Here is a 12,796-nt window from a genome sequence, read left to right as displayed (position 1 = left end):
CGATGAAAATCATGAATTGCCCGCTCAACGGGCCGCGCAACATCAGCGAATTCACCTACGGCGGCGAGTTCAAGGCCATGCCCGACCCGGCCACCTGCACCGACGCCGAATGGGCCGACTACGTGTTCAACTGCGAGAACCTCGCCGGCGTGGTGCGCGAGTGGTGGATGCACACACCGTCCAGCTACTGGTTCCTGGCCGAGCGGCACACGGTCACCGACGAGATCATCCGCACCTTCGACCCGAAGGAAGTCTTCACCACCCGCGTCGAATTCCCCACCCAGGAGATCGCCGGATGAACCGCCTCCCCGCCCCCATGGGCCTGCTGATCGACCGCGAACAGCCGCTGACTTTCAGCTTCGACGACACGCCCTACCAGGGCTTCGCCGGCGACAGCCTCGCCAGCGCCCTGCTCGCCAACGGCCGCTTCCTGCTCTCGCGCTCGTTCAAATACCACCGCCCGCGCGGCCCGTTGAGCATGGCCGGGCAGGACGCCAACAGCCTGGTACAACTGCCGCGCGAGCCCAACGTCCTGGCCGACATGCAGCCGCTGGAGCAGGGCCTGCAAGCCAGCGGGCAAAACTTCAACGGCACCCTGGACAACGACAAGGACGCCTGGCTGGGCAAGTTCTCCAAGTTCATGCCGGTGGGCTTCTACTACCGCTCGTTCTACAAGCCCAAGGGCATGTGGAAGGTGTGGGAACCCATCATCCGCAAGAAAGCCGGCCTGGGCGTGCTGGACCTGACGTTCCAGCCCGAGTACTACGACAAGGCCTACCTGTTCACGGACCTGGCCGTGGTGGGTGCCGGGCCTGCCGGCCTGCAGGCAGCGCTGACTGCGGCCAATGCCGGGGCCAAGGTGCTGTTGATCGAGCAAAGCCCGCTTTTGGGTGGTTCGCTGACCTACGCGCGCTTCGACATCGACGGCACCCGCGCCGAAACCCTGCGTCGCGAACTGGTGAGCGCCGTCGAGCAGCACGCCAATATCCAGGTGCTCACCCGGGCCACCTGCAACGCCTGGTTCACCGACAACTACCTGCCGGTCATCCAGGGCAAGCGCCTGTACAAGGTGCGCGCCAGCCAGTGCCTGGTCGCCAGCGGCTCGTTCGACCAGCCGGTTATTTTCCGCAACAACGACCTGCCCGGCATCATGCTCACCAGCGCCGCCCAGCGCCTGATGAAGCTGTACGCGGTGAAGCCGGGCAACACCGCCGTGGTGCTCACCGGCAACGACGACGGCTACCTGGCGGCGCTGGACCTGCACGACCAGGGCGTGAAAGTGGCCGCCGTGGTCGACCTGCGCAACGGCCCCGCCGACCGCGCCCTGCTGCGCGCACTGGACCAGCGTTCGATTCCGCTGCACGTCGACACCACAGTGTTCGAGGCCCTGCACGAGCGCGGCATGCGCCACGTCAGCGGCGTCGAGCTGCGCAAGATCACCGGCCAGGGCCAGGTGGCCAGCAGCGCGGTGAAACTGGACTGCGACCTGCTGTGCATGTCCGGCGGCTACATGCCGGTGTACCAGCTGCTGTGCCAGGCCGGTGGCAAGCTGGCCTACGACGACCAGCTGGCGGAATTCACCCTCAGCGGCCTGCCGAAGATCCTCCACGTGGCCGGTTCGGTAAATGGCTGCCACAGCCTGCAGAACGTGCTGGCCGACGCCAGCAACTGCGCCGCCGCCATCGCCGCCGCCCTGGGCCTGGGTGCCCCGGCGCGCGCCAGCCTGGCGCCCGAGGCCCGGGTCAATTTCCCCTGGCCGATTTTCCCGCACCCCAAGGGCAAGGACTTCGTCGACTTCGATGAAGACCTGCAGGTGCAAGACATCATCAATGCCACCAGAATCGGCTACCGCGACGTGCAGTTGGTGAAGCGTTATTCCACCGTCGGCATGGGCCCGTCCCAGGGCCGTCACTCGGCGCTGCCCACGGCGCGCCTGGTGGCGCAAGCGACCCAGCGCAACATCAGCGAGACCGGCGTCACCACCGCGCGGCCGCCGTTCGTGGCCGAGAAACTCGCCCACGTTGCCGGGCGCGCCTTTGACCCGTATCGGCAGACACCGCTGCACCGCCGCCACCTGGAAGCCGGGGCGAAAATGATGCCCGCCGGCATCTGGCAGCGCCCGGCTTACTACGGCAAGGCCTCGCAGCGCGAGCAGTGCATGCAGGCCGAGGCGCTGCACGTGCGCAACAAGGTCGGCATCATCGACGTTTCTACCTTGGGCGGCCTGGACGTGCGCGGCCCGGACGCCGCCGAACTGCTCAACCGCCTGTACACCTTCGCCTTCCTCAAGCAGCCGGTGGGCCGTTCGCGCTACGCGCTGATGACCAACGAGCACGGCGTGGTGATCGACGACGGCGTGTGCGCACGCTTCGCCGACAACCATTTCTACGTCACCGCCACCACCAGCGGCGTCGATCGTATCTACCAGCAGATGCTCAAGTGGAACGCCCAGTGGCGCCTGAACGTCGACATCGCCAACGTCACCGCGGCCATTTCCGCGGTGAACGTGGCGGGGCCGGACGCGCGCAAGGTGCTGGAAAAAGTCTGCAGCGACCTGGACCTGTCACCGGCCGGTTTCCCCTACCTGGCGGTGCGCCAGGGCACCGTGGCCGGCATCAAGGCGCGGCTGCTGCGGGTGGGCTTCGTCGGCGAGCTGGGCTATGAAATCCACGTGCCCGCCCGCCACGCGCTGAAGCTGTGGGATGCATTGATGGACGCCGGCAAGGCCTTCGACATCCGCCCCTTCGGCGTCGAGACCCAGCGCCTGCTGCGCCTGGAAAAAGGCCACGTGATCATCAGCCAGGACACCGACGGCATGACCCACCCGGCCGAGATCGACATGGGCTGGGCGGTCAGCCGCAGCAAACCGTTCTTCGTGGGGCGGCGCTCGGTGGACATCCTCGAAGCGCAGCCCATGACTCGCAAGCTGGTGGGCTTTACCTTGCCCAAGGGCAGCGTGCAGCCGCTCGAAGGCCACCTGGTGCTCAGCGGCGCGGACATCAGCGGCAACGTCACCTCGTGCGAATACTCCGCAACCCTGGGCCAGGTGATCGGCCTGGCCTACGCCGGTTTCGACCAGAGCCAGCCCGGGCAGAAGATCCCGATCCGCGTGGAAGGCGGCATCGTCGTCGAAGCCACCGTGGTCAAACTACCGTTTTTCGACCCTGATAACCTGCGCCAGGAGTTGTAAGCCATGTCCAGTCTCAAAGCTGAAGATTACATCGGGCAGGCTGTGCAGCCCTGCACCCTGCTGGACCTCACCGACCTGCCCCGGGTGGGTTTCCGCGGCGCCGACAGCGCCGCCTACCTGCAACAGCGTGGCTTCGAACTGCCCCAGGCCGCCAACCGCGCCGTGGCCCAGGCCGATGGCAGCCGCGTGGCGCGCCTGTCGCAGACCGAGTACTTGCTGCTGGGCAGCCAGGGCGATCAGGGCCAGCGCATTGCCGATGAGGAGGCGCGCTGGGCGCTGGACCACAGCGCCAACTACCTGCTGCCGCGCCAGGACAGCCACGCCTGGATACGGCTGGGCGGCAGCCTGCTGCCGGCGCTGATGGCCAAGCTGTGCGCCGTCGACCTGCGCGCCCAGGCCTTCGCCCCCGGCGCGGTGGCGCAGACCTCGGCGGCGCGCATCAACGTGATCATCATCAACGCAGGCGGCGAGGTGCCGACCTTCGACGTGCTGTTCGACCGCGCCTCCCACGAATACTTCCTGTCCGCCGTCCAGGACGCCCTGCAAGAGTTCGCCTGATACACCACCCACCTGTAGCCGCTGCCGCCAGGCTGCGCTGGCCCCCACATTCACTGGACACCTTCAGCGAGGCACAGGGCCAGCGCAGCCTGACGGCAGCGGCTACAGGCTTATGACTAAAATTTCATGTTTGCGCTTTCCCCGCCGATAAACCGTGCCTAAGAAGAAAAAAACTGCTGGCTGCCAACGATAAAAAAATACCCCCCAGCAACCAACGATCAAGAAGCGCACAAGTTTCCGGAGGGAAGAATGAACAGTTGGTTTGCCAACATAAGCGTGAACAAAAAGCTGGGACTGGGCTTTGGCCTGGTGCTGGTACTGACCACCCTGCTGGCCGCCACCGGCTGGAACAGCATGGGTGGCCTGATTAACCGCAGCAACTGGATGAGTGACATCACCCAGCTCAACTCTGCCTTGACCAAACTGCGCGTGGCGCGCCTGCAGTACATGCTCGCCAACGGCGACGACACCGCGGCGCAATTGGTGCAGACCACCCTGGACGGCTTCGAGGCCCAGCAGAAGAAGATCCTCGACACCTTCAAGAGCCCGGAAAACATCAAGCTGCTCAAGGAGCAGAACGGCCAGCTGGAAGCCTACAAGGTCTCGCTGAACAAGATGCGTGCCGCCTACCGCGCCAGCAACGCCGCGCGCCAGGACCTGAACGACACCGCCCTGGCGGCGTTCCAGACCATCGACAAGGTCAACCTGTCGGTGCAGGCTGACCGCCGCATGGAAGAAGTGGTGGCCGTGGCCAAGGCCAAAGACCTGCTGCTGGTGGTGCGCTACGAAGTACGCGGCTACCTGGGCGACGCCAGCGCCGCCAACGAACAGACCGCGTTCGCCCAGCTCGACGCCGCCCAGGCCGCCGTGGCCCCGCTGTATGGCGCGCTGCCGGGCCAACAGGACGGCATCAAGCTGTACGAGGGCGCCGTCAACAGCTACCGCGCTGCGCTGAACCGCTTCAAGGCCGCCAACGCCGACATCGTCCAGGCCCGCAAGGAAATGACCGACCAGGGCAACGAGATCGTGCGCATCAGCGACGCCCTGTACAAACTGCAACTGGACCGCCGCGACAGCGAGAGCGCCCAGGCGCAATCGGTGCAGTTGATCGCCACGCTGCTGGCCCTGCTGTTCGGCATCGCCGCCGCCCTGATCATCACCCGCCAGATCACCCGCCCTATCCAGGAAACCCTGGACGCGGTGAAACGCATCGCCGACGGCGACCTGACCCAGACCCTGCGCGTGACCCGCAAGGACGAGTTGGGCGTGTTGCAGCAAGGTATCCAGAACATGGGCACCACCTTGCGCGAGCTGATCACCAGCATCCGCGACGGCGTGACCCAGATCGCCAGCGCCGCCGAGGAACTGTCGGCCGTGACCGAGGAAACCAGCGCCGGGGTCAACAGCCAGAAGGTGGAAACCGACCAGGTGGCCACTGCCATGCACGAGATGACTGCCACCGTGCAGGAAGTCGCGCGCAACGCCGAGCAGGCCTCCATGGCCGCCACCGATGCCGACGGCCAGGCCCGTGACGGTGACAAGGTAGTGAACCAGGCCATCGACCAGATCGAACGCCTGGCCGCCGAGGTCAAGCGCTCCACCGAGGCCATGGGCCACCTGCAGCAGGAAAGCGACAAGATCGGCAAGGTCATGGACGTGATCAAGGCCGTGGCCGAGCAGACCAACCTGCTGGCGCTGAACGCTGCCATCGAAGCGGCCCGTGCCGGTGAAGCCGGCCGCGGTTTCGCCGTGGTGGCCGACGAGGTGCGTGGCCTGGCCCAGCGTACGCAGAAGTCCACCGAGGAAATCGAAGGCCTGGTGGCCGGCCTGCAGACCGGCACCCAGCAAGTGGCCAACGTGATGCTCAGCAGCAGCGCGCTGACCGACAGCAGCGTGGCCCTGACCCGTCAGGCCGGCGTGTCACTGGAGAACATCACCCGCACGGTGTCGAACATCCAGCTGATGAACCAGCAGATCGCCGCGGCGGCCGAGCAACAGAGCTCGGTGGCCGAAGAGATCAGCCGCAGCATCATCAACGTGCGTGACGTGTCGGAACAGACCGCGGCAGCCAGCGAAGAAACCGCGGCCTCCAGCGTCGAGCTGGCGCGCCTGGGTGGACAGCTGCAGATGATGGTCAGCCACTTCCGCGTGTAACGGCTACAAACCTGGTGGGAGCTGGCTTGCCAGCGAGCTTTTCGAGGGCCTGAAAAGCTCGCTGGCAAGCCAGCTCCCACAGGTCACTGCACGGTCTTGAGCGTGCGGTCGTCGTAGTACAGGGCGTTCTTGTCGGTGCCCTGCTTGAAGAAGTACCCGTAGTCCTCCAGGTACCACACCGTGTCCACGCGGTTGTAGGGGTCCCCTTCCCCGCTGCACCGCAACTTCTTCGCCTGGCCGCTGAGGCTGGCGTTGAGCTGCGCCGCCGGCGCCTCGCTGTCCACCTTGCACTTGACCACCTGGCGGCTCTCGCCCAGGTCGCCCATCATCGAGTTCTTGCGCTTGCCCTGGGTGATGTAGGTCAGCTCCTGGCCCACCGGCATCTGCTGCCAGTCACCGCTGAAGGTCAGGTTGGTGAGCATCGAGTCCTCGGTCATCACCGTCTTGCCGAAGAAGCGGGTCTTCTGCGCCAGCGCCACCAGGCCACGGAAGCTCACTTCGCTGCCTTCGTAGCTGTCGGCGCGGGTGCGGATGCCCAGCTGGCCGCTGGCCTTGTCGACCTCGAAGAAGCGCTCTTCGCGAATCGGCAGGTTGCTCTTGGCGGTGTTGGCCATGCCGGTTTCCAGGGTCTGCTTGAACGCCTTGCGCGGCGGCGCCAGGTTCAGGTGCTTGATGGCGGTCATGGGCACCGCGCCCACCGCCGGCAGCGGCGTGTTGATGGGCGCCTTGCTGCGCGGGCTGAACGCCGGCAGCTGGGCCAGCGCCTCGGGCTTGGCGCACACGGCGCGGAACAGCGTCTGGTACTCGGGCACGCTGCGGCTGAAGGGCTGCGGCTGCGGGTCCTTGAACAGCTTGCCGTCGGTCACCTTGTCGCGCTCGTCGACGTCGTAGCCCATCAGCAGGCGGAAGCTCTGCTTGCCGCAGTCCACGGCGTAGTGCTCGCGCTTCTGCGCGCTGGGGGCGTTGTAGGGGCGGCTGGCGGTGACGGTGGGCTCGTCGAGGGCGGCCCAGAAGCGCATCTCGTCGCCTTCGGCCTTGAGGCTATTGCGGTCCAGCAACACCCAGAACACCTGGTCGCCGCCCTTGATCACCCGCCACTCCGGCACCGCGGTGGCCTGGCACGCGGCCTTGAAGGCGGCGTTGCTCTTGAGGTTGCCGGCCAGTTCGTCAGGCACGTCGCGCGGCGGCATGTAGCCGCCGTTGCTGCTGCCGAAGTACACGCGTTTCTCGCCCTGCACGTAGGCAATGCGCGCCTGGTAGCTGCTGCACGACGCCTCGATTTGCGCGGCGAACGGGTAGGGTTGCTGCTCGGTGACGGGGGGCACGGCCAGGTAGCTGAGGGTGTCGCCGTTGCGCATCACTGACTCGGGCACGGGCGGCAGGGCCAGGGTGTCGCTGAGCATTTTTTCCGCGTCGGTTGGCACGTGCGGCTTCGGCGCCTCGGGGCTGGGCGCGTGCTGGGCGCAGCCGGCCACGAGGGCAATCAGCAGGGCCAGGGGCAGACGTTGCATAACACTTCTCTCCATGAAACACCCACCCGTAGCAGCTGCCGCCAGGCGGCGTCCTTGGCCACCGCCGGTGCATCAGGGATCCCGCGGTGGGGCCGGACGCAGCCTGCGGCAGCTGCTACGGGTTTAGTGGACCTTTTTCAGTTGGCGCTGGCTGTAGTACTGGTCGTTCTTGTCGGTGCCCGACTGGTAGAAGTAACCGTAGTCCTCCAGGTAGTACAGGGTATCGACGCTCTGGCGCTTGTCACTGCTCACGGTGCAGCGCACCAGCTTGGCCTGGCCGCTGAGGTGCGGGTTGACCTGGGCGGCGCTGACCTGGCTCTTGATGGCGCACTGCACGTTGGTGTGGGTGAGGATGGCGCCGGTGTTGCCGCTGACCGCGCTGGTGTCCAGCACCACGCCCACGGTGCTGCCCACCGGCATAGTGCGCCAGTCACCGGTGAAGTGCGCGTCGATCACCGACGAGCTTTCGAACACGGTGTCCAGGCCATGGAAGGTGGTCTTGCTGGCCAGGGAGAACAGGCCACGGAACGAGATTTCGCTGCTGTCGAAGCCATCGCTGGTGGAACGCACCGCCAGCTGGCCGGTGGTGGCGTCAGGCTTGATGAAGGTGTCGACGTTCAGCGGTACTTCGCCGTTGGGGCCGTTGGCGGTGCCGGTCTCGGACAGGTAGGTGAGCGGCTTGCGCGGCGCCGGCATGCCCAGCTTGTGCACGGCGGCCAGTGGCAGCGCCATCACCCCGGGGAACGGGCCGGCCAGCGGTGCTTTCACCCGCGGGCTGAACGCCGGGAGTTTTTCCAGCGCCTGCGGGTTGCCGCAGATGGCCTTGTAGGTGGCGTGGTTGTCGGTGTCGCGGGCGATCTGCTGGGCCTCGGGCACGAAGTGCACGGCGCCGTCGGTGACGTTGTTGCGTTCGTCCAGGTCGAAGCCCGACAGCACCTTGAAGGTCTGCTGGGTGCAGTCCACCGCCACGTATTCACGCTTCTGCGCCATGGGCGCGTAGTACGGCAGGTCGAAGGTGGTGACCGGTTCATCCCACGCGGTCCAGAAGCGCAGGGTGTTGCCCTGGGGCTTGATACTGGCGCGGTCGATCAGGGTCTGCTGGCCGTTGGCGGCGGTGCGCACCACACGCCAGTCCGGCTGCGGCGTGCTGGTGCAGGCGTCGACGAAATCGGGGTTTTTCAACAGGGCCTGGGCCACATCCTTGCGCATGCGCACGGCGGGCATGTACAGGCCGTCCTGGCTCTTCACGTAGGAGCGCTTGCCGCCGTCGAAGTACATCAGCTTGGCGGATGGCTCCACGCACGAGGCTTGGATCTGCATCATGATGTCCTGGCGCAGGGTGTCATCCTTGGGGCGGATGACCATGAAGCTGAGCTGGTCGCCGTCACGCAGCACGCTGTTGCTCAGCGGGGTGCGCTTGACCATGTCGAACATCAGCTGGTTGGCCTTGTCGACCGGGGCCGGCACCTTCAGCGTCGGCTGGGCCTTGGCCACCGGGGCGGCGGGCGCGGGCGCCGGGGTGGACTGGTGGGCGCAGGCGGCGGTCGCGGCGATGGCCAGGGCAAGGGCAACACGTTTCATGGGTTTTCCTGATTTGGCAGGCGAGGTCCCGGTAGCCGCGGCCGCAGGCTGCGGCTACAGGGTGGCGCGCGAAAAGGAAACCATCTTACCGCTAGTGACGGTTCACTTCATGAACTTCATTTGGCCAGCAGGCCCACCCCACGGCCACGCGGGTCGGAGGCAGTCTCGACCTTGCGGCCATCGACCTTGATGGCCTGGACATCACCCATTTCCCAGCCCTGGTCCTCGAGCTTGTAGCCCATGGCCTTGAGCTCTTCGGCCGTTTGGCCGGTGAGCGGCGCGTAGCTGTCGTAGTAGATGGTGTCCTTGGGCAGCAACTGGTGGTGCACGCGCTGCGCTGCCACGGCCTTGGCCAGCGGCAGGCGGTAGTCGTAGGTGTTGTTCAGCACCTGGAAGATCGAGGTGAAGATCCGCGAGCCACCCGGGGTGCCCAGCACCAGGGTCACGCGGCCGTCGCGGGTCACCAGGGTGGGGCTCATGGACGACAGCATGCGCTTGCCCGGCTCGATGGCGTTGGCGTCGCCGCCCACCACGCCGAAGGCGTTGGCCACGCCTGGCTTGGAGCTGAAGTCGTCCATCTCGTCGTTGAGCAGGAAGCCTGCGCCCTTCACCACCACGCCGCTGCCGTAGTCCCAGTTCAGGGTGTAGGTGTTGCTGACGGCGTTGCCGTCGTGGTCGACGATGGAGAAGTGCGTGGTCTGGTGCGCTTCAAGGCCAGGGTGCACGTTCTCGGTGGCGGAGATGGCGGTGGGGTTGACCTCGTCGGCGCGCTTGAGCAGGTAGGCGGGGGCAATCAGCTTGTTCACCGGCACGTCGTTGAAGTCCGGGTCGCCCAGGTAGTTGGCGCGGTCGGCGAACACGCGCTTCTCGATCTCGGCCAGCAGGTGGATGTAGCGCGCCGAGTTCAGCGCCACGCCCTTGAAGTCGTCCTTGCGGATGTCCTTGATGCCCAGCAGCTGGGCCAGGGCGATGCCGCCCGAGCTGGGCAGCGGCGCGGTGTAGATGATGTTGCCGCGCCAGTCGATGTGCAGCGGCTCACGCCAGTTGACCTTGTAGTCGTGCAGGTCCTGCTTGGTGATCAGGCCCTTGTCGGCCTGCATCTGGGCGACCAGCAGGTCGGCGGTCTTGCCTTCGTAGAAGTCCTTGGCGCCCTGGTCGGCGATGCGCTCCAGGGTCTGCGCCAGCTCCGGCTGGCGGAAGGTCTGGCCGGGCTTCATGGTGCCGAAGTAGTCGTTGAAGTTGGTCTGGCCGTTGAACAGCTTCAGCGCGTCCTGGCGGTACTGGAACTGCTTGTCGGCGACGGTGAAGCCGTCTTTCGCGTAGCCGATGGCCGGGGTCAGCAGCTCGGCCCACGGCAGCTTGCCGAAGCGCTTGTGGGCTTCCCACAGGCCCAGCACGGTGCCGGGCACGCCGCTGGCCTTGGCGCCGACCAGGCTGAGGTTCTCGATGACCTCGCCCTTGTCGTTCAGGTACATGTTGCGGCTCGCGGCCTTGGGCGCGGTCTCGCGGTAATCGAGGAAGTAGGGCTTGCCCTTGACGTACAGGGTCATGAACCCGCCGCCGCCCAGGTTGCCGGCCTCGGGGTAGGTGACGGCCAGGGTGAAGGCCGTGGCGACGGCGGCGTCCACCGCGTTGCCGCCCTGCTTGAGAATCTGCGCGGCGACCTTGGCGCCGTATTGGTCGGGCGCGGCGACGGCGCCGCTGTCCAGCAACGCTGCGTAGGAGTGGGTGCTGGCGAAAATGGCGGCACTCAGGGCAAGGGTCTTGAACAACACAATACGCATCGGGTGTCCTTACTGTTGTTATGAATTGCAGCCACAGTTAGGCCCAGGATGGCGGTGGTTTCAACCCCTACAGGGCAAAACGGCCGCCCAGGGGCGGCCGCGTTGCTGCTGGTTTCAGAGCATTTCGTCGAGAATCCACTGCTGCGCCGAGCTGCGCTTGGGCGCCCAGCCCAGCAATTCCCGGGCGTTCCTGCCACGCACGCGGCTGTTGGAGCCCAGGCCGTAATTGGCCATTTCATAGCCCCATTCTTTTTCCGCGTCGGCCAGTGGCCAGTCCTGGGGTTCACCCAGGCCCAGGGCGGTGGCCATGGCGCGGGTCATGTCGACGAAGGCTGCCTCGCCGCTCTCGACGAAGTAGAAGGTGCCGGCCGGGTTCTTCGCCAGCGCCAGCAGGTACAGCGCCACCACGTCCTCGATGTGCACGTTGGACCAGATGTTCTGGCCAGGGCCCACGTGGCGGACGATGCCGCTCTTGCGCGCCTGCTTCAGCAGCCGTGGCAGCTGCACGCTGTCGCGCTTCACGCCCAGGCTGTGGCCGTAGATCAGCGTGTTGCAGATGACCGCCGAGCGCACGCCCTGGGCGGCTGCGGCCAGCACCAGGTTGTCGATGGCCACGCGCGCGGCCTTGTCCACGGTGGGCTCGGGCAGGTGGCCTTCGTAGTAGATGACGTCGCTGCCCTTGCCGCCCGAGGCGTCGCCGACAATGCTCGAACCGCTGGTGTGCAGCAGCGGCTTGTCGGAACCCTGCAGGCCTTCGATCAAGGCTTCGACGGCGCCGCGGTGGTCGCTGCTGGCGGCGTTGATCACGGCATCGCTGGCGCGCGCCTGGGCAATCAGCAGTGCACGGTCATCGAGGCTGCCCAGCACCGGGGTGATACCCAGGGCCTGCATTTCCTCGGCCTGCTCGGCGCTGCGCACCAGGCCGGTGACCTGGTGGCCGGCCTGGACCAGGGCGGTGGCGATCGAGCCGCCGATGAAACCGGCGGCACCGGTGACGAATACGTTCATGCTCAAACTCCCGTTCGATGTGTGGAGGCGGCCAGTATCGAAGGGTTATCCGTGCGGAAACAGCCGGTGGCGGCCAATAGACTTTTGCCCGCCGGTCACGAATCCCCTTGGGCGTAGCAGGCCAGCTTTTCCTGCATGAAATCCAGGAAGCACTGGATGCGCAACGCCAGCTGCGAGTTGCGGTAGTACACGGCGTTGATGGTCTGCCGCTCACCAGTGTTGGCCGCTACCAGCAGCGGCACCAGGCGGCCCTGGGCGATGTCCTGGTGGGTCATGAAGTCTGACAGGCAAGTAATGCCCTGCCCGGCCAGCGCCAGCTGCCGCAGGGTCTCGCCACTGGAGGCGGCCACCCGCGGGCTGGCCTGCCAGCGGTCGCCGTCGGCGTGGCGCAGCGGCCACAGGTTCAGGTGGTCGGGCTGGGTGAAGCCCAGCAGGCTGTGCTCGCGCAGCTCTTCCACCTGCCGCGGCGTGCCGTGCTGGCGCAGGTATTCGGGGCTGGCGAGGATGTTCAGCGGGCTGCGGCCCAACAGGCGCGCGTGCAGGGTGGAGTCGGCGAGCACGCCGATGCGGATGGCGACATCGGTGCTCTGTTCGAGCAGGTCGATCAGCAGGTCGTCGGTGTTGAGTTCCAGGGTGATGTCCGGGTAGCGCGCGCGGAATTCGCCCACGTACGGCACGATGGCGTGCAGCATGAACGGCGAGGCGGCGTTGACCCGCAGGCGCCCGGACGGCGTCTGGTGGCGCACCGCCAGGCGTTCTTCCAGCTCGTCCATCTGTTGCAGGATCTGCTTGGCCTTTTCGAAGAAGAACCGGCCTTCTTCAGTGAGGTCCATGCGCCGCGTGGTGCGGTTGATCAGCGTGGTGTCGAGCTTGCTCTCCAGGCGCGACAGCGTGCGGCTGATGGCCGAGGGGGTCTGCCCCACCTGCTCGGCCGCCGCTGAAATGGAACCGCACTCGATGACCGAGATGAAGACCTGGAGTTCGTCGGATCTGGCTTTCAACCTGGGTTT

9 protein-coding genes and 1 pseudogene are annotated in these 12,796 nt (G+C 66.3%); 5 read left to right on the top strand and 5 right to left on the bottom strand.

Annotated features, from left to right (window positions below):
• Positions 1–2: 2 nt before the first annotated feature.
• From ACWKWX_RS19290 to ACWKWX_RS19270, 5 genes and pseudogenes are all read left to right on the top strand, one after another.
• Positions 3–299, top strand: coding sequence for a sarcosine oxidase subunit delta (locus ACWKWX_RS19290; RefSeq protein WP_483828598.1), 297 nt, complete (start codon positions 3–5; stop codon positions 297–299).
• Positions 296–3,190 carry a 2Fe-2S iron-sulfur cluster-binding protein gene (locus tag ACWKWX_RS19285; RefSeq protein WP_483828597.1) on the top strand — a complete coding sequence of 965 codons (2,895 nt, stop codon included), beginning with the start codon at positions 296–298 and terminating at the stop codon, positions 3,188–3,190. Before ACWKWX_RS19290 ends, ACWKWX_RS19285 begins: the two co-directional genes overlap by 4 nt.
• 3 nt (positions 3,191–3,193) lie before the next feature.
• Positions 3,194–3,748: a sarcosine oxidase subunit gamma gene (locus ACWKWX_RS19280; RefSeq protein WP_483828596.1), complete on the top strand. Its 555-nt coding sequence runs from the start codon at positions 3,194–3,196 to the stop codon at positions 3,746–3,748.
• Between the two features lie 249 nt (positions 3,749–3,997).
• Positions 3,998–4,999, top strand: a pseudogene (locus ACWKWX_RS19275) (methyl-accepting chemotaxis protein); the annotation flags it as partial.
• A 39-nt stretch (positions 5,000–5,038) separates the two neighbouring features.
• On the top strand, positions 5,039–5,902 hold the full coding sequence (locus tag ACWKWX_RS19270) for a methyl-accepting chemotaxis protein (RefSeq protein ID WP_416427531.1): 864 nt from the start codon (positions 5,039–5,041) through the stop codon (positions 5,900–5,902).
• A gap of 83 nt (positions 5,903–5,985) precedes the next feature.
• Here the strand turns inward: ACWKWX_RS19270 and ACWKWX_RS19265 are convergent, their stop codons facing one another.
• The 5 genes from ACWKWX_RS19265 to ACWKWX_RS19245 form a co-directional block, all read right to left on the bottom strand.
• Positions 5,986–7,413, bottom strand: a complete 1,428-nt coding sequence (locus ACWKWX_RS19265) for a hypothetical protein (protein ID WP_483828595.1) — start codon at positions 7,411–7,413, stop codon at positions 5,986–5,988.
• Between the two features lie 123 nt (positions 7,414–7,536).
• Complete coding sequence (locus tag ACWKWX_RS19260; RefSeq protein ID WP_483828594.1) at positions 7,537–8,994, bottom strand: hypothetical protein; 1,458 nt, start codon at positions 8,992–8,994, stop codon at positions 7,537–7,539.
• A gap of 116 nt (positions 8,995–9,110) precedes the next feature.
• On the bottom strand, positions 9,111–10,778 hold the full coding sequence (gene ggt, locus ACWKWX_RS19255) for a gamma-glutamyltransferase (RefSeq protein ID WP_416422311.1): 1,668 nt from the start codon (positions 10,776–10,778) through the stop codon (positions 9,111–9,113).
• A 114-nt stretch (positions 10,779–10,892) separates the two neighbouring features.
• Positions 10,893–11,786, bottom strand: a complete 894-nt coding sequence (locus tag ACWKWX_RS19250) for an NAD-dependent epimerase/dehydratase family protein (protein ID WP_416422310.1) — start codon at positions 11,784–11,786, stop codon at positions 10,893–10,895.
• 95 nt (positions 11,787–11,881) lie between these two features.
• Positions 11,882–12,787 carry a LysR substrate-binding domain-containing protein gene (locus ACWKWX_RS19245; protein WP_473005281.1) on the bottom strand — a complete coding sequence of 302 codons (906 nt, stop codon included), beginning with the start codon at positions 12,785–12,787 and terminating at the stop codon, positions 11,882–11,884.
• Positions 12,788–12,796 lie beyond the last annotated feature (9 nt).

The sequence above is a fragment of the Pseudomonas imperatae genome, from assembly GCF_057128625.1.
Note: the sequence above shows the minus strand (reverse complement) of the source record. Positions and strands in the feature narration are given on the sequence as shown.